This is a genomic window from Cognatiyoonia sp. IB215446, from assembly GCF_033963825.1.
In the GTDB taxonomy this organism is placed as follows: Bacteria; Pseudomonadota; Alphaproteobacteria; order Rhodobacterales; family Rhodobacteraceae; genus Yoonia.
The window spans coordinates 241,892-262,745 of record NZ_JAXBMD010000004.1 but is presented as its reverse complement, the minus strand read 5'-3'; the positions used below and the strand labels follow the sequence as shown (position 1 = coordinate 262,745).

Genomic DNA, 20,854 nt, shown 5'->3' with positions numbered 1-20,854 from the left:
TCACAGGTTTTGCGCGCGTGCGCCTTGCACATGCATTTGATTGGTCAGCCGGATATTCACGGCTATGCTGATGTCAAACAAACAAAGAAGAAACGCGATGGCAGGCAACACAGCGACGAAGATACGACCATTCCGCTCCACCGACCGGTCCGATTGGGAAGCTTTGTGGACCGGCTACCTCGAATTCTATGGGACATCCGTGACACCAGAGGTCTATGAAGCGACGTTCGAACGGCTTATCGGCACCGACGCGCAAGACTACAACTGCCTGATCGCCGAGATGGATGGCAAGCCCGTCGGCCTCGCCCATTACCTGTTTCATCGCCATTGCTGGCGCATCGAGAATGTCTGTTATCTACAAGATCTTTACGCCGCCCCCGCGGCGCGGGGCTTGGGCGTGGGGCGCAAGCTGATCGAGGCGGTTTACGCCGCCGCCGATGCAGCAGGTGCGGCTCAGGTCTATTGGATGACCGAGGAAGACAACCATGTTGGGCGGCAGCTTTACGACCGCATTGGCCAAGTCACAAAATTCATCAAGTATCAGAGGCCCGCATGAAGCGTTTCGCGGCGCTTGCCCTCGCCCTCGCTGCGGCCTGTACGCCAGTTCCTGAGGGGCCGGAGCCGATCCGGTTGGATTTCCCAGAGATGCGCAACTTTGCGGCGGAGAGCCCCGGGCGCGCGACGCGACCGAATTCGGAAATCGCGCTGGACTTCATTGACCTCGCCTTCCGGATGGAAAGTGGGCGAGAACTCCCGCTTCTGACCCGGTTTGAAGAGCCGATTACCGTGCGCGTGGCAGGCGCACCGCCACCATCGCTGACGGAGGACCTGACCGACTTGCTCGGCCGGCTGCGGCGCGAGGCACGGATCGATATCAATTACGCGCAAGGGGATGACGCCAATATCGTGATCGAAGCGGTCCCGTCCCGGGCGTTGCAGCGCGTGGCGCCTAATGCCGCCTGCTTTGTTGTGCCGCGTGTGCAAAGCTGGGCGGAACTGCGCCGCGCCCGCAATACGCCCACATTGGATTGGGCCACGTTGCGGCGGCGCGAAAAGGCGGCGATCTTCTTGCCCTCGGACGCCCCGCCGCAGGAAATCCGCGACTGTCTGCACGAAGAGCTGGCACAGGCATTGGGTCCGCTGAATGACCTTTATCGCCTGCCCGATTCCATCTTCAACGATGACAATATCCATGCGGTCCTGACCGGCTTCGATATGCTGATCCTGCGCACCTACTATGCGCCGGAACTCCAAAGCGGCATGACCGAACGCCAGGTTGCCGACCGCCTGCCCCGCATCCTGGCGCGGCTGAACCCACGCGGCGAACGCCCCGGCGGAACGATCCCTAGCAACACCTCACGCGCATGGATCAATGCGATTGAAACCGCGCTGAGCGATGGCAGCTCTGATTCCAGGCGCAGGCAGGCCGCCGCACGTGCGGTCGCCATCGGCCAAAATCGCGGATGGACTGGCACGCGCGAAGGTTTTGCCAACTACGCTTTTGGCCGCCTGCAGATCGGCAATGATGCCACGCTCGCACTTGGTGCCTTCAACGCTGCTGGCCGCGCCTATGGGCAAAGCCCGGTGACGAATATCCATTCCGCACATATTGCGGTGCAACTGGCCGCCTTCACGTTGATCTCTGGCGATGCAGAGGCCACCATCACCATCACCAAAGAGGCGATCCCCGTCGCTGAACAGCACCAGAACGCAGCGCTCCTGTCGCTGTTGATGATGTTTCAGGCCGAGGCGCTGGACCTTCAAGGAGATACCGATGAAGGCATGGACCTGCGGCTGGACAGCCTGGGCTGGGGTCTCTATGGCTTTGGCAGCAGGCAAGAGGTGATTGATCGGTTGAACGAGATTGCCTCATTGCCGCCGCGCATACCGCCAAGCTAGAGGGCGACATGATCTATCCTTTGTCAGGACTTGTAATCGGTGCCCTGGTGGGTGCGTTTCGCGCAAAGCGGCGCGGGGGCACGGCCAAGGACCTTGCGCAATGGGCTGCCGTCTTTGCGATACTCTTCGGCCTCATCGGGCTGTTCGTGCTGATTTTCGTGCAACGCAGCATCGTGCAAGGCTGATGTTTCTGCCCTTCTTTGACAATCTGCGCCGTCAGGGGGTTCCGGTCTCGCTGCGCGAATTCCTGTCGTTTCTGGAGGGGATGAAGGCAGGTCTTGCCACCTATGATGTCGAGGCATTCTACTTCCTCGCCCGCACCATCATGGTCAAGGATGAGCGGCATCTCGACAAGTTCGACCGCGCCTTTGCCGCGACGTTCGAAGGGCTGGATGCGATCCCGGCAGAGGCGGTGCTGAACGCCGTTGATGTACCAAAGGAATGGTTAGAGAAGCTCGCGGAAAAGCATCTGACCGACGCCGAAAAGGCCGATATTGAGGCAATGGGCGGTTTCGACAAGCTGATGGAAACGCTCAAAAAACGGCTTGAGGAGCAAAAAGGCCGCCATCAAGGCGGCAATAAATGGCTCGGAACTGCGGGCACTTCGCCTTTTGGCGCCTATGGCTACAACCCCGAAGGCGTGCGGATCGGACAGGAGAAAAGCCGCCATCAACGCGCGGTCAAGGTCTGGGACAAGCGGGAATTCCGTAATCTTGACGACACGGTGGAACTGGGCACGCGCAACATCAAGGTGGCGCTCAAACGCCTGCGCATGTGGGCGCGCGATGGAGCGGCCGAGGAACTCGATCTGAACGGGACGATCCGCGCGACGGCAGAGCATGGATATCTCGACGTCCAGACCCGCCCTGAACGGCGCAATGCCGTCAAGGTCTTGCTATTCCTCGATGTGGGTGGCTCCATGGACCCGCATATCAAGGTGGTTGAGGAGCTCTTCAGCGCGGCGAAATCCGAGTTCAAGCATTTCGAATATTTCTATTTTCACAACTGCCTTTACGAAGGCGTGTGGAAAGACAATCGCCGCCGCTGGAACGCGCAGACCCCTACATGGGAGGTGCTGCGCACTTATGGCCCGGATTACAAATGCATCTTTGTGGGTGACGCCAGCATGTCGCCCTACGAGATCGCCTTTCCCGGCGGTGCCAATGAGCATTGGAACGAGGAAACGGGACAAACCTGGCTCACCCGCGCGCGCGAGCAATGGCCGAACCACCTGTGGATCAACCCGCTGGACCAACGCTACTGGCCCTACACTCAGTCGATTGGCATGATCCAGGAGATCTTCGGGGCAGATCGGATGGTGCCGATGACGCTCTCGGGGATTGATACCGGAATGAAACTGTTAGGTCGTTAAGATGGAACTCCTCAGCATTCAGACTGGTAAGCCAGAAAAGACGCCCGCCAAGACAGGTCCCACCGGCCATTTCAAGAAACCTGTCGATGGGCCAGTGGCCATCCACCGCCTTGGTCTTGACGGTGATGCGATCTGTGATCTGAAAAACCACGGTGGCGTGGATCAGGCCGTCTATCTCTTTGGGACGCCCGATCTGGAATGGTGGACAAAAGAGCTTGGCCGTGAGACGCCACCCGGTTTCTTTGGTGAAAATCTCGTGATCTCGGACCTCGATACATCGTCCCTCGCGATAGGAGACATTCTGACCATCGGTGACGTCACCTTGCAGATCACTGCGCCGCGCATCCCCTGCGCCACCTATGCCGCCCATATCGGCGACGGGCGCGCGATCAAGCAATTCTATGCTGCCGAGCGCCCCGGCGCCTACGCGCGCGTTCTGAAAGAAGGCAGCGTTTCCAAAGGGATGAAGGTCGATCTTGCGTCTTACGACGGCGACAGAATCACGGTTGTGGACTATATGCGCGCCTATCGCACCAAGTTCAAAGATGAGGATTTCCTGCGGCGCGTCCTCGCCTTGCCCGCACCGCAAAAGCTGCATGCAATTGCGAAGGAAAGACTCGGCATCTGACGGCGGCGCCTGCGGCATTGCGCACTTTGAAATCTCGGCGCACGCCCCCATATTCACGGCATGATCAAATTGATGCCCATCCTGCTTGCCGTGCTTTACGGTCTGGCCATGTACCGCTTTTCCGCGTGGCGGACCAAGCGCGAGTTGGACGCGAACTCGACCGAATTGGCCGATCCGATACTAAAAGTGTTGATGGACAACATGGCCAAAGCGCTCGATATCGACCGCATCCGCGTCCATATTTATGAGATTGAGCCGGTCAACGGCTTGGCCGCCCCGGATGGACGCATCTTCATCACGCGCGGTTTCTTCAACAAGTATCGGCAAGGTCAGGTGACTTCCGAGGAAATGGCGAGCGTCATCGCACATGAGCTGGGCCACGTAGCCCTCGGCCATTCCCGCCGCAGGATGATCGACTTTTCCGGTCAGAACGCGATGCGCACCGCGCTGATCATGATTGTCGGACGGTTCATTCCCTATATCGGCCCCTGGATCGTGAACGGGCTGATCAGCCTGCTCGCCGCCAAACTCTCCCGCAACGACGAGTTTGAGGCGGACGCCTATGCCTCTGCCCTGCTTGTGAAGGCAGGCATTGGCACGGGGCCGCAGAAATCGCTTTTCGCCAAGCTGGAAAAGTTGACGGGTGCGCGCGGTGCCGCCGTGCCCGCATGGATCATGAGTCACCCGAAAACCGATCAGCGCATCGCCGCGATTGAGGCGAATGAGGCGAAATGGAGCGGCGGGCTGACCAACGCCTAACCGCGTTCCAGCGCCTTGCCAAATCGCGGCAGGCGTGCCTTTTTCATCAGCGCCCGCATCGTCCAGGGCCGCTCGGACAATTGGTTCGCCTGCGTCAACACCGCCTCGGCAACGCGCCAGACCTGATCCGGGGCCTGTGACAGCAGATCACATAGAAACAAATCCGGCCCCACCCGCTCCAGCATCGCATCAGCCAGAATATCACGCGGGAAATCCTTGTGGTTCAGGGTCAGGATCGCATCACAAGACCCGGCGACGGCAGCGGCCAACACATGGATGTCGTTTGGATCAGGCAGCGAGAATTGCCGCGCAAAATCATCGTCAAAACGCACCATCGTGTCGGGAAACGCGGCTTTGAGGGCCGCGATTTCACCCCGCGCGATAACCTCTTGCTGCTGGCTCAGCTTCGCCGCAGCCAGCGCCCATTCATCCAGAATGCGAACTGACCAGCGGGGCTCAAACAACCCTTCTTTCGCGCAACCGATCAGCGCCTCGCGCATCACGGTCGGGTAGAGCACGCAGGCGTCGATCATCACTCTCATAGGCGGTAGACAAGCGCCTTGAGATAACCGCTTTCCGCCAGATGCGGCAAAAGCGGATGGTCCGGCCCCGCAAAGCCCGTATGGATGATCTGCCCGCGCCGCCCTGCCCGCCCGATGCCGCGCGATGAGGCGTTGCGGAACCGCGTCAGGTCTGCTGCGTGCGAGCAGGAACATAAGGCCAGATAACCACCCTCTTTGACCAATGGGGCGGCCAGCCGCGCGACACGTTCGTAAGCGCGCAGACCGGCGTCGAGGGCCTGTTTTGAAGGCGCAAAGGCAGGCGGGTCGCAGATCACGATGTCAAATGACGCCCCCTCTTCTGCCAATGCGGCCATCACATCGAACGCATCCCCTTTTCGGGTGGTAAACCGCTCCACCACACCCATCGCCTCTGCGCCGGCGCGGGCCAATTCTAATGCCGCCTCCGAGCCATCGACGGCCAATGCTGAGGCGGCACCTTGCGCAAGCGATGCAAGGCCAAAGCCACCGACATGGGAAAAGACGTCCAGAACATCCGCCCCCGATGCCAGCCCGGCCACAAAGGCATGATTTGGTCGTTGATCGAAGAAGAGCCCAGTCTTCTGCCCACCCAGAAGGTCGGCCATATAGGTGGCCCCATTCATCGGCACCGGGACGGGGTCGTCTGGCGCAGTACCAGCAATGACCTCGGTCCGCTCTTCCAATCCTTCAAGACCACGTGCGCGACCGGTACCGTTCATGATGATCGTGCTGACGCTCGTAACCGATTGCAAAGCGGCACATAAAGGCTCCAACAGACGATCCGCCCAAGCCGCATTCGGCTGGACCACCGCAATATCGCCAAAACGGTCAATGACGACGCCAGGCAGCCCATCCGCCTCTGCATGGACAAGGCGGTAGTAGGGTGCGTCGTAAAGCCTTTCACGATGGGCCAGCGCTCTTTGCAGCCGGGCGGCAAACCAACCCTCATCAATCACGGCATCCGGATCACGGTCGAGCATGCGGCAGATGATCTTGGACGCCGTGTTCACGGCGACAAGACCCAGCGCCATGCGATTGGCGTCTTCTAGCCGTGCCAGCGTCCCTGATGACAGCTTGCGCGTGCGTCGGTCGTTCACGAGTTCATTGGCATAGACCCATGGAAATCCGTGCCTAATGGCGCGCGCCTCCGCTTTCGGCAAAAGGCGGACAATGGGTAAAGCAGTGGTGTCTGAGGATGTCATGGCCGCTCTCCTAGCGGCTTCGACGCAGCTTTGAAAGGGCGGTCAGGACAGCTCTGCGAACAGAACCTCGGCGAGGAAATTCACCACGCGTACCTTTTGGGTCTGCCCGCTTTGTTCCAGTGCGACGGCCCGCGATCCACCTGGCGCGTCCAGATTGGCTGTCACCCGGCGCGCGGGTTCAATGACGGTGCCGGTGCGCGCGTCCCTGACGATCAGGTCAAAGACGATGTTGTAATTGCCGCCTACCGAATAGCGCGTCCGGTCCGTCACCCCATGAAAGCGCACCAGACGCACACTCACAGCTACTGGCACGTCGCCAGTCAATGCGGGCGTCGTCCGCTGGGCGGCAGTTTCAAACATGGCTGCGATCTGGGGCACGCGTGCATCGCGTGGGTCACCGCGCCAGACAACGTCAGCGAAAGGATAGTAGTTTTCGCTTTCCGAGACGGTCAGGTCAGCAGGTGCCGCGAAGGTAAAATCGGCCAGCGTGTAAGAGCGCGTGACATCCGGCGCACCACGCGAAGAAAAGTTGGCTCCACTTGAACAGGCTGCAAGGCCGATAATCGCTGTAAGAAGTATGAACAGTCTATGAAGCATTCGCATGGTCCGCATTTTGCACTCGGCGGAGCTAGCAAGCAATTATGCAGAGATTATGGCCGGCTTGGTGCAGCCTGCGACAAAATCGTGCAGCTGAAAACGCGCACGCTTGTTAGCGCTAACAGCATATGGTATACTTTTGTCAGCCCCCGACATGAGGACCCCCATGCCACTTCACCCGAAAATCGCTGAAGTCACTGACCGCATCAAAGCCCGTTCCGAAAAGCCCCGCGCCATCTACATGGATACCATGGAACGTGCCGCGGCCGAAGGTCCGCGCCGCGCGCATCTGACCTGTGGCAACCAGGCCCATGCCTATGCCGCGATGGGCGAGGATAAGGACGCGCTGACTGCTGCGCGGACCCCGAATATCGGGATTATCACGGCCTACAATGACATGCTCTCCGCGCATCAGCCGTTTGAAAAATATCCCGACCTGATCCGCGATGCCACGCGGGCTGCTGGTGGCACCGCCCAAGTGGCGGGCGGCGTACCCGCGATGTGTGATGGCGTCACGCAAGGCCAAACCGGGATGGAGCTGTCGCTTTTCTCCCGCGATGTGATCGCACTCGCGGCCGGCGTTGGCCTGTCCCACAACGTCTTTGACAGCGCGATCTATCTGGGTGTCTGCGACAAGATCGTGCCCGGTCTGGTCATGGCTGCGGCCACCTTCGGCTACATCCCCGGCATCTTCATGCCCGCAGGCCCCATGGTCTCTGGCCTACCGAATGATGAAAAGGCCCGCGTTCGCCAGCAATTCGCGACCGGTGAAGTGGGCCGGGACAAGCTGATGGAGGCCGAGATGGCCTCTTACCACGGCCCCGGCACCTGCACGTTTTATGGGACGGCAAATACTAACCAGATGCTGATGGAGTTCATGGGGCTACACTTGCCTGGCGCCTCCTTCGTCAATCCCGGCACGCCCTTGCGCGAGGCACTGACGACCGCAGGCACCGAACGCGCCTTGGAGATCACAGCACTCGGCAACGATTACCGCCCCGTTTGCGATATTCTGGACGAGAAAGCGTTCGTGAACGGCATGGTGGGGCTGATGGCTACGGGTGGCTCGACGAACCTTGTCATCCACCTGCCCGCCATGGCGAAAGCCGCGGGCATAATGCTGGACCTTGAGGATTTCAGCGACCTTTCCGAGGTCACGCCACTGATGGCGAAGGTCTATCCGAACGGTCTTGCTGACGTGAACCATTTCCATGCTGCGGGTGGCTTGGGCTACATGATCGGCGAACTGCTGAATGCGGGCCTCTTGCATGACGACACCAAGACAGTCGCTGGGGACGGGCTGGAGCTTTACACGCAAGAACCCAAGCTGACCGAGGGCCGCATTACCTACGCGCCCGGCGCCGGAAAATCGCACAACGAGAAGGTGCTGCGCCCGGCCAATGATCCATTCCACCCGACCGGCGGACTGACCCAGCTTGCAGGCAATCTGGGGCGTGGTGTGATCAAGACCTCAGCCGTGACCCCTGAGCGGCACATTATCGAGGCCCCTGCCCGGGTGTTCCACGATCAGGATTCGGTGAAGGCGGCCTTTAAGGCCGGGGAATTTACCGAAGACACAGTGATCGTCGTGCGGTTCCAAGGGCCGAAGTCGAACGGCATGCCCGAATTGCACGGACTGACCCCGACACTGGCCGTTCTGCAGGATCGGGGGCTGCGTGTGGCGCTGGTGACCGATGGGCGAATGTCCGGTGCGTCCGGCAAGGTCCCGTCAGCTATCCATGTCTGCCCGGAAGCGGCGGATGACGGGCCCATTTCGCTCGTACGCGATGGCGACGTGATCCGGCTGGATGCCACAAAAGGCAGTATCCAGGTCCTGGGCGTTGACCTTTCCACCCGCACGCCTGCCACCGCCGACCTCAGTGGCAACGGCAACGGCGTCGGGCGCGAGCTTTTTGACGTCTTCCGCCGCAATGTGGGCCTCGCCGCTGACGGCGCTGGCGTCGCCGTCTGAACCAAGAACAACGAAAGACCAAGTATGACACCCCAAGACGCTTCCGCAGCCGCCGCAAAGGTCTGCCAATTGGCCCCCGTGGTCCCCGTGCTTGTCGTTGATGACGCGAGCATCGCCGCTAATCTGGCCCGCGCACTTGTCGCCGGTGGCCTGCCTGCTTTGGAGGTCACTTTGCGCACGCCAGCCGCGCTCGACGTGATCAAGGAGATGGCGACGGTTGAGGGCGGTGTTGTTGGTGCGGGCACGTTGCTCACCCCGAAAGATGTCGAAGAGGCGAAGGCCGCCGGTGCCACCTTTGGCGTTTCGCCGGGAGCGACGGACCGGCTGCTTGATGCCTGCGAAGCCAATGACCTGCCGCTGCTGCCCGGTGCGGCAACGGCGACCGAGGCGATGCGGCTCTTGGAGCGCGGCTACACCGTCCAGAAATTTTTCCCGGCCGAGGCCAATGGCGGCGCGCCCGCGCTCAAGGCCATCGGTGCGCCGATCCCGCAGGTCAAGTTCTGCCCCACGGGCGGTGTCAGCCTGACAAATGCACCGACTTATCTGGGGCTCAGCAATACGCTCTGCGTCGGCGGATCATGGGTCGCGCCAAAGGACAAGGTGGCTGCTGGCGACTGGGCAGGCATCACTGCCTTGGCACAAGAGGCGGCACAGCTAGGCTAGGCGCGCCGCACGCCCGCCCCGGCGCTTGGGTGCGGCACTTTCATTCAATGCCTCTTTCAGTGTCTGGGTCATCGGATGATCCTCCGGCTCGTCCGCATAGCGCTTCAGCAAAGCGGTGACCGCCGCACGAGTGTCGATATCGGGCGGCACACCCAGCGCCCAGTCGAGGAAAATCGTGCGGCATTCCGGTGCGCTGATCCCCTCAATGCGGTAAGCTTCTCGGATCAGGCCCTTGGGATCGTTGGGGTCAGTCATGTCGCATCCTCTTTCAACATCCGCGTGATAATTTTGTCGGCCATATCACGCGCCTGAACCAGCTTGGCCAAAAGCCCGTCCAGATCATCACACGCGCTTTCACGCAGGATCAGGCGTTTGGCCCCCTCGCCCAGTGTATCTGGGTCGAGCGCGCCGCCCGTCAACAGACCTGCCGCCGCCTGCACGCCCCACAAAAACCGTGTCGCCTCGGTCATGGCCTGCGCATCCGCGGCATCAAGCCACCCGTCCGCGACACCGGCCTGCAATTGTGCCGCAATATCGCGCGCAGGCGACTTTGAGCGCAGGGCAGCGGTCTGGGCGAAGAGTTCGATATCCTGCAGCCGCCCCGGCCCGATCTTCGCATCCCAATCCCCTTGCGGCGGTTTGGCTTCGGCGATCCGCCTGCGCATCTCGGCCACATCGGCCAAAACGGTGGGCCCGTTCGCCTTTTCAGCCAGTAGCGCGGTCCGAAACGCCTCAATCTCACCCGCAAGCCCCGCATCCCCGGCAACGACGCGACCTCGTGTCAACGCCAGATGCTCCCACGTCCAGGCCTCATCGCGCTGATAAGTGCGGAATGCATCAAAGGATGTAGCAACCGGCCCCTGACGACCCGAGGGGCGCAAGCGCATATCCACCTCATAAAGCCGCCCTTCCGACATCGGCGCACTGAGTGCAGTGACCAGCGCCTGCGTTAAACGTGCGAAATAGGCACGGGTGGCCAGCGGGCGGCGCCCGTCAGACGCCTCAACTCCGGCAGCGTCATAGATCATGATCAGGTCCAGATCAGAGCCAGCATTCAGCCGCCCTGCCCCTAGTGAACCCATGCCAAGCACCGCACCGCCGCGTCCCGGCATCGCCCCATGCTTGTGCGCGAATTCCGCCACAACGACATGCCAAAGGGCAGCGATCACCGCCTCAGCCAAATCAGCATATTGCCGACCTGCCGTTGCGGAATCAATCAGCCCGCGCAAGTGATGCACGCCGATGCGAAAATGCCATTCCTTGACCCAGCGACGCGCGGCGATCAGTTGGGTTTCATAATCATCAATTTCGCCGAGCACTGCTTCCAAGTATGTCACCAGACCCTGAACACCCGGCCAGTCACTAAAGAACGCACCGCCAATCACCGCATCCAGTACACCGGCATTGCGGGACAAGTATTGCGACAGCGCAGGCGCCGTTGCCGCGATATCCACGATCAACTGGGTCAGTTGCGGGTTCGCCTCAAACAGGGAAAAGAGCTGCACCCCCGCGGGCAAACCCCTTAGGAATGTATCGAACTGCGCCAGCGCCTCATCCGGTTTTGCGGCCTCTTGCAAGCGCGCGAGGATTTCCGGTGTGAGCCGATCAAAAATCTCTGTCGCGCGGGCAGAACGCAACGCCGGATAACTGTGCCAGCGCGTCACCACATCAGCACCCCATGTCGTCGTCACCGGTGCGGTCGGCTCTGGTGCAAAAAAACCCTCGGTCAAGGTGTGTACGTCGCTCAGGCGCTGGGTCAGCGTTTCCCGAAGACTGGCCGCTTCCGTGTCCATAAAGGCCGCGAGCCTTTCAAAGCCTGCGGCATCACCCGGCAAATGATGGGTCTGCGCATCGTTGATCATCTGCACGCGGTGTTCGACCTCACGATGGGCTTCGTAGTGGGTCGTGAGTGTTTTGGCCGTCTCCGGCGGGATCCAATCTGCGGCTGCGAGCCGCGCGAGGCCCTCATCCGTCCGCCGAACGCGCAGTGACGGATCGCGCCCTCCGGCAATCAACTGACGTGTCTGGGTGAAGAACTCGATCTCGCGAATACCGCCGCGCCCAAGCTTCATATCGTGCCCTTCGAGCGTCAGTTTCCCGCCCAAGCCCTTGTGGTCACGAATCTTCAGGCGCATGTCATGCGCGTCCTGAATGGCGGCGAAATCCAGATGTTTGCGCCAGACAAACGGGCGCAATGTCTCCAGAAACCGGTTGCCCGCCGCAGTGTCTCCAGCGCAGACCCGCGCCTTGATATAGGCGGCCCGCTCCCACGTGCGCCCAACGCTTTCGTAATACCGCTCTGCTGCCTCCATGGACAGGCACACCGACGTGACCGAGGCATCTGGGCGCAGACGCAGATCTGTGCGGAACACATAGCCACCTTCGCGGACATCTGACAGCAGCGCAGTCATCTTCCGCGTGACGCGGACAAAGGCGGCACGGACATCATGATACGCGTCCGCGTCGAACTGTGTTTCGTCAAACAAACAAATCAGGTCGATGTCGGACGAATAATTCAACTCTCCGGCGCCCATCTTGCCCATGGCGAGCACCGCCATGCCGCCACCTTTGGTCGGGTCAAGATGGCTCGGCAGTTTGCCGCGCGCGATCTCCGCCTGCACGAGGGCGGCCACACTGGCCCGCACAGCCGCATCGGCAAAATCCGTGAGTGTGCCCGTCACCTGTTTGAGCGACCACACCCCGCCGAGGTCGGCCAAGGCCACGATCAACGCAGTCCGCCGCTTCATCATGCGCAAATGCGCCGCGAGATCATCTAAAGCGACCTCAGCCAGAGCATCAATAAGCGACCGCACCGCGCCATCGGGATCATCCAGCGCAGAGGTCAGCCAATCCGCCTCTTTCGCGATCAGGCCCGCCAGATAGGGGCTGCACCCTGCTGTGCCCACGATCAGCCTGGCCAAATCTCCGGTGAGGTCCGGAACGAAGCGCAGGGCATCTGCACCGCGATCAGGGTCATAGGCGCGCGGGCATCGCGTCATGGCGGCGGCAAAGGACATAGGCGCAGAGTGATCGGTCGCGATAGGCTGGTCAATCACCTGCCAGCGGCTAAAGTGCCGCAAAAAGGACAGTATGATCATGAGCAAAAGTCTGAAACGCGTCACACAAGCGCTGAGCGATGTGGGCCTGTCGATCACCCCCATCGAGATGGGTGCCGAGACCCGCACCGCCCAGCAAGCCGCCGATGCCGCCGGGTGTCATCTGGATCAGATCGCGAAATCGGTCATCTTTGCCGGACAAGAGAGCGGTCTGGCCATCCTGTTTATCACCGCAGGCGGCAATCAGGTGGATGCGGCCAAAGCCAGCGCCGCCGCAGGTGAGCCATTGGGCAAGGCGGATGCAGGGCTGATCCGCGCACAGACCGGCTTTGCCATCGGTGGCGTGGCACCCGTGGGGCATCTGAACCCGATCCGGGCCTTTATCGACCCGCGGCTCATGGAATTTGACGTCATTTACGCCGCTGCAGGCACACCGCGGCATATTTTTCCGATTGAACCAGATACGCTTACCAAGATTTCTGGTGCGCAAGTCGCTGATTTCATTACATTTCAGAAGTAAATGTAAAAAACATTCACATAAACTCTTGAAGTAGGGCCGGTGGCAGCCGATATCTTGGTCATGTGAAAGACATTCACATTAAAATTCACACCAAGAGATAAGGAGCCCAAGAATGAACACCGCCACCAACCCAGCCCCGATGGCCTATAGCCACCGTCCCGGCTTTTTCGCCCGTGCCGAGGCCTGGCTTGATGAGCGCGGCCAGGGCGCCTGGATCGCCGCCATGGTTCTGGGCTTCATCTTTGTCTGGCCAATCGGCCTAGCCATCCTCGCCTACATGATCTGGAGCAAACGCATGTTCAGCAATTCCTGCAAATCCATGACCCGCTATCGCCCCCGCCACATGAGCAAATCTTCGGGCAACAGCGCATTTGACGCCTACAAGGCCGAAACACTGCGCCGTCTGGAGGAAGAGCAGGACAAGTTTGAGGACTTCCTCAAGCGCTTGCGTGAAGCCAAGGACAAGGCCGAGTTCGACCAGTTCATGAACGAACGCGCCGCTGCGGCGAATACGACAGACAGCACGCCGGATGAACCAACGGGTCAAGCCTAAGGACCCCAGAAAGCTCCCCCAATCCGGGGGAGCTTTTCATTTCAGGAGTACATCACATGACAAGCATTCCAATGTCCGCCGAAAATCATAGACACAAGCCAGCACAAAACCTTCCAGTTCCGGTGCAGATCATTTCAACCGTCCTGTTCGGCGCTTTCGGTATTCTCGCCGTCATCTTCGCCTTCAACTATTCGCTCTTTGGCGGCATCGTGGTTGCGGCCATCATCGGCTGGCGCGGCGGTTTTGCGCCGGACACGTGGGGCCCCGCTCCGCAAATTCCACAACTGGACGACATCATGCCCCTCGCGCCAGAGGCGCAGCACAGATCAAGTGGCAACGCCAGCTTTGACGCCTATCGCTCCGAAACCCTGCGTCGCCTTGAAGAAGAGCAGGAGAACTTCGAAAACTTCCTGGGCCGGTTGCGCGCCGCCAAGGATAAGTCTGAGTTTGACGATTTCCTTGATCGCCGCGCAGAACTTGTCAGGCGCGCGACAGCAGACACAGACGTCATAGACGACGCAACAGACTAAGGGCCATATGGGCGTCAACTATGGGTTGCCGTTCGCCACGCAGCATCGCGCGCGCGGCAGCGGTCGCCCCCAATGCCTGCGTCAAATTGACCACCTCCGCGCCAAATACAACGTGTCAATATTGATTGACACGTTACTTTACGTCAGCCTGTTACACATCAAGCCGCATATCGAGTGATCAGCCGTTTTTGCGCCACCTGCATTTTCCCAGGGAGGGGACGATGTTTGAAGAAGGCCCGGATGCCCACCTTTTGGATGCCACGCTTTATGCCAAATCACAAAGCCAGATTCGTGAGTTAAAATCACGATTGCCTCCTGCATCTGTCGCAGGACTGGCACGCGAAGTCATCCGCCGCCTGGCAGATCAGGGGACCGAGATACGGGCACAAAGGCCATCGGAATATCAGCTGGAAAGCTTTTGCTATGCATTGATCTCGGAGGATGACCAGGCAGGTGCCGCGTTTATTCAGGAGGCGCGTTCGGCGGGTGCGTCAATCGAGTCGATTTATCTGACCTATTTGGCGGGTGCGGCGCGGATGCTTGGCAGCTGGTGGGACAATGATCTGGCCACATTTGCCGAAGTAACTCTCGGCACAAGCCGCATGTATGCCATCATGCGCGCCATGCGGCGGCAGACTCAATTGCCCATCGCGGTAGCGACCAAATCTGCAATCTTCACGATCGCCCCAGGTGATACACACACTTTGGGCATTCGCATGGCGACCGATCTTTTTCGCAGGGACGGGTGGTGGATCGACCTGCAGATAGAAGGCGATCATGATGCGCTGGTGTCGCACATATCAAACGCGCCCACACAGCTCATTGGAATATCGGCCGGCGGTGCCCATTCCTTGCAGGCCTTGTCGCGGCTGATTGTGGCGCTGCGGATCAACCGGCCCGATGCGATGATATTCGTCAGCGGACACATCGTGGAAGAGGCTGCGGACGCCATCGAACTGATCGGTGTTGATGGGCTTGCCAGCGATATTCACGCAGCAAAAGCGCTGATGAACCAGCTATGGCAAACGCTCCAGCCATAAACCCGATTTGCAGATGAAAGCTGATGCGGATGCATCAAGGATCGCAGCACATCCAAAGGTTGCGCACCGCACATTTTTGCGACGCACCGCTTAGCCTTAACCATAGGTTAATCGAAAGGCTTGGCGGATGCGGCATCGGTTGCTAGTGTTTTCGGAAACCAGACGGATTCACGATGCGCCACACGCTTCCCATTGCTCCGCAGTTCTATGTAACTGCGCCGCAGCCCTGCCCTTACCTTGAAGGGCGGATGGAGCGAAAGCTGTTCACCGCCCTGCAGGGTGACACAGCGACAAAACTGAACGATGCGCTGTCGAAACAGGGCTTCCGGCGGTCGCAGAATGTTCTCTACCGTCCTTCCTGTTCAGAATGCTCGGCCTGCATGTCTGCGCGCATTGATGTGTCGCAATTTGCGCCAAGCCGCAGTCAGCGCCGGGTGCAAAAGCGCGCCGACCATCTAAAAAGGCGCGCAACCTCGCCTTGGGCCACCGAAGAGCAATACACGCTTTTCCGTCAGTATCTCGACGGGCGGCATGCAACCGGTGGTATGGCGGACATGGATATGTTCGAGTTTGCCGCGATGGTCGAGGAAACGCCGATCCGGTCGCGCCTGATCGAATATGACGAGGAAGATGAGCTGCGTGCCGTGTGCCTGACCGATATCCTCGATGACGGCCTGTCGATGGTCTATTCCTTTTTCGATCCGGCACATCAGAAGCTGTCGCTGGGGACTTACATCATCCTTGATCACATCGTGATCGCGCGCGAATTGAACCTGCCCTACGTCTATCTGGGCTATTGGGTGCCCGGCAGCCCAAAGATGGACTACAAGGCGAAATTCAAGGGCCTTGAAGTCTATCGCCACGGCACCTGGAGCCCGATTGGCGACCCCAAAAGCTACGACGCTGAAGTTCACCCGCTTTCGACCGATCCCATCGCTGAACAGGTTGCGCAGATCAGTCTGCCGGACGGGCGTAACTAGGGCGCAGCGCGCGCCTTCTCCAAAACCAGAAATGTCATCATGCCCATGGGCGGAATGGTGGATTGCTCCAACACCGACAGCCTGTCTTCGCGCAAGACGGTCCCCATTTCGAAATCCGAATGCCAGCCCAACAGGTTGGCGAAAGGTGCTGTCAGTTTTTCAACCAATGCCAGAAACCCCTTGTCGCGTGCAAAATGGTTGGTGATCACCACCTTGCCTCCCGGCTTGCAGACCCGCGCGATTTCGGCCATGACCCTTTCCGGCTCCGGCACAACCGAGATGACATGCATCAGCGCAATCGTATCAAAGCTGTCGTCTGGGAAATCCAGATGGCGGGCATCCATCTGGCGGAGTTCCCCGACATGCGCCAACCCCTCCTCGGCCACCTTCTCTTTGGCCTTGGCGAGCATGTCATGACTGAAGTCGATACCTGTCACCGACAGTTTGGGATCGTAGTTGCGCAAGGACAGCCCGGTGCCCACACCAACTTCCAGCACCTTCTGGCCGTGGGCATTGATATAGGCAACGGCCTTGCGGCGCCCCCTATTGGTGATCGCACCAAAAGTGCGGTCATAGATCGGCGCCCATCGCGCATATGAGGTCCCGACGGCATTGATATCCATAGCTAGTCCTTCAATTTGCCTCGGCGCCACGCCCAGATCACACCGGCAATATAAACCAGATTGATCGCCACCAATGTGACCCAGACATAGGTCAGCAGCGCCGCCACAATCACCATCGCGCCCAACAGCACAAAGGGCACATTTTCGCGCGACACTGTCAGCATTTTGAATGAGTAGGTGCGCATGGTGCTGATCATTAACACCCCGATGATGGCCGTCCAAAGCGCCACCACGATTGGCGGAATGATCGATTCATTTGCGAAAAGAAACGAGATGAACATCGGCATCAGAACCAGCATGGCCCCCGCCGGCGCCGGCACACCGATAAAATACTGCGCTTGTCTTTCCCCGTCGCGGTTTTTTGCGGTCACGTTAAAACGTGCCAATCGGATCACGCAGCAAAGCGCAAACACTAGCACCGTAATCCAGCCTGCACTGCGCATGTCCTGCAACGCAAAGAGGTAAAGGAGCAACGGTGCGGCGACGCCAAAGTTCAGGAAGTCCGCAAGTGAATCGAGTTCCGCGCCCATCTTGCTTTCGCATTTCAGAAGACGTGCGAGGCGCCCATCCACCGCATCAAAGACGCAGGCCAGCAAGACGAGCAGCACCGCCTGTTCGTAATTGCCCTGAAACCCAAACCGTATGGCCGTGAGGCCCGCGCAAATGGCCGCAAGCGTGACCAGATTCGGCAACAGCGTGACAATCGGGAGTTCTGAACGTGGGGAGGCTTGCTGCACCATGGCTCAGGCCGTGCGTCCATCGCGGTGTGGCTCGTCCGATTTGAGGTCAGCAAGCACTGTCTCCCCAGCAATCATCCCCTGCCCGACTGCGACAAGCGGCGCGACACCCTCTGGCAGATAAACATCCAGCCGCGACCCAAACCGGATCAGCCCGAACCGCTCGCCTGTCTGCAGCGCAGCCCCCTTTTCAATAAAGCACACAATGCGCCGGGCCACCAAACCCGCGATCTGCACAACAGCGATCTGCCGACCATCGGGCATCTGCAGGCAAAGCGAGTTGCGCTCATTGTCTTCGCTCGCTTTGTCGAGCGAGGCATTTAAGAACTTGCCGGGGCGATAAGCGAGTGCCGCGACCTCACCCGCCACCGGCGCGCGGTTCACGTGGCAGTTGAACACATTCATGAACACGCTTACACGGGTCAGCGCTGTATCCGGCATACCCAGTTCCGGCGGTGGCGCGGCCTTCTCGATCTGCGAGACAACGCCGTCGGCGGGGCTGACGATCAACCCCTCACGTATTGGCGTGGTCCGCTGCGGGTCGCGGAAGAAGTAATAGCACCAGATCGTCAACCCGACGCCGATCCAACCGAGTACGTTCCAGATCCAGAACAGGACGAATGTGATCGCGGCAAAGATCACCACGAACCTCCGACCTTCCGGATGCATCGGTTTGATGAATGTTGCGAGCATGTTCATGCTGTGCGGGGCAGTTCCTTTTCCCGACTGAATCTCGGCACTGGCAACAACTGGCTCGAACCTGACAGAGCGTCTGGGGCGGTGCAAGTGCCACCGCCCTCAGAACCGTCGTCAGTTCAGCAGGTTCGGCACAATCGTGACCACCCCAGGGAAGAACGCGAGGAGTAGCAATCCCACGACCTGAATAACGATGAACGGCATCACACCTCTATAGATCTGCCCGGTCGTGATGGTCTTTGGTGCCACACCGCGTAAGTAAAACAGCGCAAAGCCAAAGGGCGGGGTCAGGAAGGATGTCTGCAGGTTCACTGCGATCATGATCGTCACCCATTTGGGATCAAACGTGCCGCCATAGATGACCGGCCCCACAATGGGGATGACGATGTAGATGATCTCAAGGAAATCGAGCACGAAGCCCAACACGAAGAGAACCAGCATCACGAGCAGGAAGACCTGCCATTCATTGTCGAACGAGCGCAGGAACTGCTGGATGTAATGCTCCCCCCCGAACGAGATCAGGACGAGGTTTAACAACTGTGAACCGATCAGGATGGTAAAGACCATCGATGTGACTTTTGCGGTCTCGCGCACAACGGGGCCGAGCACGCCGCCCGAGATCAGGACCCAGCAGGACCAAAGCAGGCCGAAGAGCGAGAAGAGGAAGCAGCCAAAGGCGACCAGATAGGCGAGGCGGTTTTCGAACAGAACAACTTCCTGCCCAAGCCGCATGTCGAAGTTCACCCCGACGATCAGCATCAGGACAATCGCACCCGCCGTCAGCATCACGATCCGGCCCGATTTGCCCTGATCCTTGCGCTTGCGATAGGTGGCAAGCAGGATCGCCCCCCCTGCCCCAAGGGCGGCTGCCGGTGTCGGGTTGGTGATCCCGCCGAGGATAGAGCCCAACACCGCAACGATCAGAACAAGCGGTGGGAAGACAACCCGAAGGATCTCGTTTGATGCAAGGAAGCCAGCCGCCGGTTTGAGCCCGATATAGGTCACCGCCAGCGGTATCAGGATCATCAGCGTGGTCCAACCCGGCGTTGTGAGCGGTGAGATGAAGATGATGTCAACCAACAGGAGCAGACCGATACCCCCCGCCCCGATCATCAGAGGACGATGATCCGCCGTCGGCGCGACACCGCGCGCGATAGCCAGCATGAGGCCCAACAGGACAGCGGTGATGGCAATACCGGTCCCAATCGGCGCCGCTGCGTCGACCTTTTCCAAAACCAACGCGGCACGCTCCTCATCCGACAGCGCGCGCGCTTCGGTCACGCCACCCGCCTCGTCAATCGCGGCCTGCTCGGCCACCGCCTGATCCCAGGCGGCTTGTCCGTGCAGGTCAATCATGGAGGCCTGGCATTCCTCGCTCACCCGCGTGCGCAAAGATGCGGTTTGCCCCGCATCGGTAAAGCTGTCGACGATGACTGATTGCGAGCCGACGATATTCGCCTGCCCCAACCCAATGGCCAACCCGATGATGCCCACTGGCACGGCCAGGAACCATGTGAAGCTTTCGTTGCGGGTGATGACCTCGCCCTCGGCGGTGCCATCAAGCTGGACGGGCGGTGCCTTTGAGGGATTGAACAGGGCAAAGCCGAACGCATAGGCCGCGTAGAGCGCAGCCAGCATGATGCCCGGCAGCAATGCGGCCTGGAACAAAGTGCCAACCGAAACCACCGCAGGCTCACCTAGGAATGTGAGTGCATCCGAACAGCCCGCAAGCTGCGCGCGGTCCTCCTGTGCTGCGGAATAAAGATCCCCCGCAAGCGTACCCAACAAAACGATAACGATGGAGGGCGGAATGATCTGCCCCAATGTCCCAGAGGCCGCGATGACACCGGTGGAAAGCTGCGGTGAATACCCGTTCTTCAGCATCGTCGGCAGGGCCAACAGGCCCATGGTGACAACCGTCGCCCCAACGATCCCGGTCGAGGCGGCCAGAAACGCACCCACGATCACGATGGACACGGCCAAACCACCCGGCAGCGGGCCAAAGACCTTGGCCATGGTCGTGAGAAGCTCATCCGCGATCCGCGACCGCTCAAGCACGATCCCCATCATCACGAACATCAGTACCGCCAGCAGCGTCTCAATCGACTGGCCCGCCAGCACGCGTTCGTTCATGCGGTTGACCATAAAGCCGATATTGCGGTCGAGTGCGACTTCCCAGCCCTGCGGGAACAACACATCCTCGTATCGCGGCAGTTCAGGGTATCGGAAAACCGAGATCGCGTCGGGCCTGACCCCTTCGGCGATCAAGGCAGCATATTCTGCGGAATTCGTATCAACGGCGGCATGGATCAAGAGCCCCGCACTGTCGAGGGCGGCAATGATCGCAAAGGAAATCACTGCAGAGCCGCTGATGGCAAAGGCCACCGGGAAACCGGACAGGATCCCGGCAAACAAGGTCAGAAAGACGATAATGATACCGACTTCGATCCCATCAAGTCCGAATAGCATGGGTAAGCGTCCTTGG

22 protein-coding genes are annotated in these 20,854 nt (G+C 59.8%); 13 read left to right on the top strand and 9 right to left on the bottom strand.

The genetic code is table 11. The features are described 5' to 3' along the window. Positions 1–97 precede the first annotated feature (97 nt). The 6 genes from SLH49_RS17185 to SLH49_RS17160 are packed head-to-tail and all read left to right on the top strand — an operon-like array spanning position 98 to position 4,658. A complete protein-coding gene (locus SLH49_RS17185) occupies positions 98–556 on the top strand; it encodes a GNAT family N-acetyltransferase (RefSeq protein ID WP_320270381.1) in 459 nt (152 codons plus the stop codon). Then, positions 553–1,899 carry a DUF2927 domain-containing protein gene (locus tag SLH49_RS17180; protein WP_320270380.1) on the top strand — a complete coding sequence of 449 codons (1,347 nt, stop codon included), beginning with the start codon at positions 553–555 and terminating at the stop codon, positions 1,897–1,899. The genes SLH49_RS17185 and SLH49_RS17180 overlap by 4 nt, the downstream gene beginning before the upstream one ends. 8 nt (positions 1,900–1,907) lie before the next feature. Beyond that, a complete protein-coding gene (locus tag SLH49_RS17175) occupies positions 1,908–2,084 on the top strand; it encodes a hypothetical protein (RefSeq protein ID WP_320270379.1) in 177 nt (58 codons plus the stop codon). Continuing rightward, positions 2,084–3,271 (top strand): VWA domain-containing protein, encoded by a 1,188-nt coding sequence (locus SLH49_RS17170; protein ID WP_320270378.1) that lies wholly within the window; start codon positions 2,084–2,086, stop codon positions 3,269–3,271. Before SLH49_RS17175 ends, SLH49_RS17170 begins: the two co-directional genes overlap by 1 nt. A gap of 1 nt (position 3,272) precedes the next feature. Beyond that, entirely contained in the window at positions 3,273–3,899 is a 627-nt protein-coding gene (locus SLH49_RS17165; RefSeq protein ID WP_320270377.1) for an MOSC domain-containing protein, read from the top strand. A gap of 60 nt (positions 3,900–3,959) precedes the next feature. Beyond that, a complete protein-coding gene (locus SLH49_RS17160) occupies positions 3,960–4,658 on the top strand; it encodes a M48 family metallopeptidase (protein ID WP_320270376.1) in 699 nt (232 codons plus the stop codon). Here SLH49_RS17160 and SLH49_RS17155 read toward each other — a convergent pair. From SLH49_RS17155 to SLH49_RS17145, 3 genes are read right to left on the bottom strand one after another with little or no spacing between them, the layout of a single operon-like run. Beyond that, positions 4,655–5,200 carry an RSP_2648 family PIN domain-containing protein gene (locus tag SLH49_RS17155; RefSeq protein ID WP_320270375.1) on the bottom strand — a complete coding sequence of 182 codons (546 nt, stop codon included), beginning with the start codon at positions 5,198–5,200 and terminating at the stop codon, positions 4,655–4,657. The genes SLH49_RS17160 and SLH49_RS17155 overlap by 4 nt on opposite strands. Continuing rightward, a complete protein-coding gene (locus SLH49_RS17150) occupies positions 5,197–6,402 on the bottom strand; it encodes an RSP_2647 family RNA methyltransferase (RefSeq protein ID WP_320270374.1) in 1,206 nt (401 codons plus the stop codon). The genes SLH49_RS17155 and SLH49_RS17150 overlap by 4 nt, the downstream gene beginning before the upstream one ends. Before the next feature lie 42 nt (positions 6,403–6,444). After that, positions 6,445–6,999, bottom strand: coding sequence for a DUF6778 family protein (locus SLH49_RS17145; protein WP_320270373.1), 555 nt, complete (start codon positions 6,997–6,999; stop codon positions 6,445–6,447). 166 nt (positions 7,000–7,165) lie between these two features. Here SLH49_RS17145 and edd point away from each other — a divergent pair, with 166 nt between their 5' ends. Then, positions 7,166–8,971 (top strand): phosphogluconate dehydratase, encoded by a 1,806-nt coding sequence (gene edd / locus SLH49_RS17140; RefSeq protein WP_320270372.1) that lies wholly within the window; start codon positions 7,166–7,168, stop codon positions 8,969–8,971. Positions 8,972–8,995: 24 nt separating this feature from the next. Continuing rightward, positions 8,996–9,634, top strand: a complete 639-nt coding sequence (gene eda / locus SLH49_RS17135; RefSeq protein WP_320270371.1) for a bifunctional 4-hydroxy-2-oxoglutarate aldolase/2-dehydro-3-deoxy-phosphogluconate aldolase — start codon at positions 8,996–8,998, stop codon at positions 9,632–9,634. On the opposite strand, the gene SLH49_RS17130 is transcribed toward eda, so the two are convergent. Both SLH49_RS17130 and SLH49_RS17125 read right to left on the bottom strand, forming a co-directional pair. Further along, positions 9,626–9,889, bottom strand: coding sequence for a hypothetical protein (locus SLH49_RS17130; RefSeq protein ID WP_320270370.1), 264 nt, complete (start codon positions 9,887–9,889; stop codon positions 9,626–9,628). The genes eda and SLH49_RS17130 overlap by 9 nt on opposite strands. After that, positions 9,886–12,651 carry a glutamine-synthetase adenylyltransferase gene (locus tag SLH49_RS17125; RefSeq protein WP_320270461.1) on the bottom strand — a complete coding sequence of 922 codons (2,766 nt, stop codon included), beginning with the start codon at positions 12,649–12,651 and terminating at the stop codon, positions 9,886–9,888. The genes SLH49_RS17130 and SLH49_RS17125 overlap by 4 nt, the downstream gene beginning before the upstream one ends. A gap of 79 nt (positions 12,652–12,730) precedes the next feature. On the opposite strand from SLH49_RS17125, the gene SLH49_RS17120 reads away from it, so the two are divergent. The 5 genes from SLH49_RS17120 to SLH49_RS17100 all read left to right on the top strand — a co-directional run bounded on the left by SLH49_RS17120 (position 12,731) and on the right by SLH49_RS17100 (position 16,313). Next, positions 12,731–13,210, top strand: a complete 480-nt coding sequence (locus SLH49_RS17120) for a YbaK/EbsC family protein (protein WP_320270369.1) — start codon at positions 12,731–12,733, stop codon at positions 13,208–13,210. A 112-nt stretch (positions 13,211–13,322) separates the two neighbouring features. Beyond that, positions 13,323–13,763, top strand: a complete 441-nt coding sequence (locus tag SLH49_RS17115) for a DUF2852 domain-containing protein (RefSeq protein WP_320270368.1) — start codon at positions 13,323–13,325, stop codon at positions 13,761–13,763. A 56-nt stretch (positions 13,764–13,819) separates the two neighbouring features. Beyond that, complete coding sequence (locus SLH49_RS17110) at positions 13,820–14,293, top strand: DUF2852 domain-containing protein (protein ID WP_320270367.1); 474 nt, start codon at positions 13,820–13,822, stop codon at positions 14,291–14,293. A gap of 221 nt (positions 14,294–14,514) precedes the next feature. Further along, entirely contained in the window at positions 14,515–15,333 is an 819-nt protein-coding gene (locus SLH49_RS17105; protein WP_320270366.1) for a cobalamin B12-binding domain-containing protein, read from the top strand. Positions 15,334–15,506: 173 nt separating this feature from the next. Next, positions 15,507–16,313 carry an arginyltransferase gene (locus SLH49_RS17100; RefSeq protein ID WP_320270365.1) on the top strand — a complete coding sequence of 269 codons (807 nt, stop codon included), beginning with the start codon at positions 15,507–15,509 and terminating at the stop codon, positions 16,311–16,313. Here the strand turns inward: SLH49_RS17100 and SLH49_RS17095 are convergent. The 4 genes from SLH49_RS17095 to SLH49_RS17080 all read right to left on the bottom strand — a co-directional run bounded on the left by SLH49_RS17095 (position 16,310) and on the right by SLH49_RS17080 (position 20,838). Next, positions 16,310–16,936, bottom strand: a complete 627-nt coding sequence (locus SLH49_RS17095; protein WP_320270364.1) for a class I SAM-dependent methyltransferase — start codon at positions 16,934–16,936, stop codon at positions 16,310–16,312. The genes SLH49_RS17100 and SLH49_RS17095 overlap by 4 nt on opposite strands. A gap of 2 nt (positions 16,937–16,938) precedes the next feature. Beyond that, positions 16,939–17,676: a CDP-diacylglycerol--serine O-phosphatidyltransferase gene (gene pssA, locus SLH49_RS17090; RefSeq protein ID WP_320270363.1), complete on the bottom strand. Its 738-nt coding sequence runs from the start codon at positions 17,674–17,676 to the stop codon at positions 16,939–16,941. Positions 17,677–17,679: 3 nt separating this feature from the next. After that, positions 17,680–18,405, bottom strand: a complete 726-nt coding sequence (locus SLH49_RS17085; protein ID WP_320270460.1) for a phosphatidylserine decarboxylase — start codon at positions 18,403–18,405, stop codon at positions 17,680–17,682. Positions 18,406–18,483: 78 nt separating this feature from the next. Further along, complete coding sequence (locus tag SLH49_RS17080) at positions 18,484–20,838, bottom strand: TRAP transporter large permease (protein WP_320270362.1); 2,355 nt, start codon at positions 20,836–20,838, stop codon at positions 18,484–18,486. Positions 20,839–20,854 lie beyond the last annotated feature (16 nt).

What these genes read in the sequence shown, in the direction of transcription:
- SLH49_RS17185 (WP_320270381.1), top strand. Translation starts at nt 98, where the DNA reads ATGGCAGGCAACACAGCGACGAAGATACGACCATTCCGCTCCACCGAC.
- SLH49_RS17180 (WP_320270380.1), top strand. Translation starts at nt 553, where the DNA reads ATGAAGCGTTTCGCGGCGCTTGCCCTCGCCCTCGCTGCGGCCTGTACG.
- SLH49_RS17175 (WP_320270379.1), top strand. Translation starts at nt 1,908, where the DNA reads ATGATCTATCCTTTGTCAGGACTTGTAATCGGTGCCCTGGTGGGTGCG.
- SLH49_RS17170 (WP_320270378.1), top strand. Translation starts at nt 2,084, where the DNA reads ATGTTTCTGCCCTTCTTTGACAATCTGCGCCGTCAGGGGGTTCCGGTC.
- SLH49_RS17165 (WP_320270377.1), top strand. Translation starts at nt 3,273, where the DNA reads ATGGAACTCCTCAGCATTCAGACTGGTAAGCCAGAAAAGACGCCCGCC.
- SLH49_RS17160 (WP_320270376.1), top strand. Translation starts at nt 3,960, where the DNA reads ATGATCAAATTGATGCCCATCCTGCTTGCCGTGCTTTACGGTCTGGCC.
- SLH49_RS17155 (WP_320270375.1), bottom strand. Translation starts at nt 5,200, where the DNA reads ATGAGAGTGATGATCGACGCCTGCGTGCTCTACCCGACCGTGATGCGC.
- SLH49_RS17150 (WP_320270374.1), bottom strand. Translation starts at nt 6,402, where the DNA reads ATGACATCCTCAGACACCACTGCTTTACCCATTGTCCGCCTTTTGCCG.
- SLH49_RS17145 (WP_320270373.1), bottom strand. Translation starts at nt 6,999, where the DNA reads ATGCTTCATAGACTGTTCATACTTCTTACAGCGATTATCGGCCTTGCA.
- edd (WP_320270372.1), top strand. Translation starts at nt 7,166, where the DNA reads ATGCCACTTCACCCGAAAATCGCTGAAGTCACTGACCGCATCAAAGCC.
- eda (WP_320270371.1), top strand. Translation starts at nt 8,996, where the DNA reads ATGACACCCCAAGACGCTTCCGCAGCCGCCGCAAAGGTCTGCCAATTG.
- SLH49_RS17130 (WP_320270370.1), bottom strand. Translation starts at nt 9,889, where the DNA reads ATGACTGACCCCAACGATCCCAAGGGCCTGATCCGAGAAGCTTACCGC.
- SLH49_RS17125 (WP_320270461.1), bottom strand. Translation starts at nt 12,651, where the DNA reads ATGTCCTTTGCCGCCGCCATGACGCGATGCCCGCGCGCCTATGACCCT.
- SLH49_RS17120 (WP_320270369.1), top strand. Translation starts at nt 12,731, where the DNA reads ATGAGCAAAAGTCTGAAACGCGTCACACAAGCGCTGAGCGATGTGGGC.
- SLH49_RS17115 (WP_320270368.1), top strand. Translation starts at nt 13,323, where the DNA reads ATGAACACCGCCACCAACCCAGCCCCGATGGCCTATAGCCACCGTCCC.
- SLH49_RS17110 (WP_320270367.1), top strand. Translation starts at nt 13,820, where the DNA reads ATGACAAGCATTCCAATGTCCGCCGAAAATCATAGACACAAGCCAGCA.
- SLH49_RS17105 (WP_320270366.1), top strand. Translation starts at nt 14,515, where the DNA reads ATGTTTGAAGAAGGCCCGGATGCCCACCTTTTGGATGCCACGCTTTAT.
- SLH49_RS17100 (WP_320270365.1), top strand. Translation starts at nt 15,507, where the DNA reads ATGCGCCACACGCTTCCCATTGCTCCGCAGTTCTATGTAACTGCGCCG.
- SLH49_RS17095 (WP_320270364.1), bottom strand. Translation starts at nt 16,936, where the DNA reads ATGGATATCAATGCCGTCGGGACCTCATATGCGCGATGGGCGCCGATC.
- pssA (WP_320270363.1), bottom strand. Translation starts at nt 17,676, where the DNA reads ATGGTGCAGCAAGCCTCCCCACGTTCAGAACTCCCGATTGTCACGCTG.
- SLH49_RS17080 (WP_320270362.1), bottom strand. Translation starts at nt 20,838, where the DNA reads ATGCTATTCGGACTTGATGGGATCGAAGTCGGTATCATTATCGTCTTT.